Source organism: Pseudomonas sp. Pseusp97 (assembly GCF_047304025.1).
Classification (GTDB): Bacteria; Pseudomonadota; Gammaproteobacteria; order Pseudomonadales; family Pseudomonadaceae; genus Pseudomonas.
Genome location: NZ_JBGLYK010000539.1, coordinates 1 through 270 on the forward strand (window position 1 = coordinate 1; position 270 = coordinate 270).

Annotated in this window: 1 protein-coding gene; it reads right to left on the reverse strand. The window is 63.3% G+C overall.

Annotated elements, in window-relative coordinates; translation table 11 throughout:
- Positions 1-90 precede the first annotated feature (90 nt).
- A partial coding sequence (locus ACCC94_RS30250; RefSeq protein WP_413353240.1) for an inorganic diphosphatase occupies positions 91-270 on the reverse strand: 180 nt, incomplete at its 5' end.

Here is a 270-nt window from a genome sequence, read left to right on the forward strand (position 1 = left end):
CTCCAGCAGGCCGCGCGCCACTGGAACTCGCACGCCAGGTCGGTCAACCGCGAGTGGATGCGGCAGGCTGGCGATGCGGTCCGGGGCTGATTACTTCTTGTAGGCGGCGATGCCGTCCAGGACTTCCTTCTTGGCGGCGTCGATGCCTTCCCAGCCCAGCACCTTGACCCACTTGCCGGCTTCCAGGTCCTTGTAGTGCTCGAAGAAGTGGCTGATGGCCTTCAGGCGCATCGGGTTCACGTCGTCGACTGACTTCCAGTGGCTGTAGAT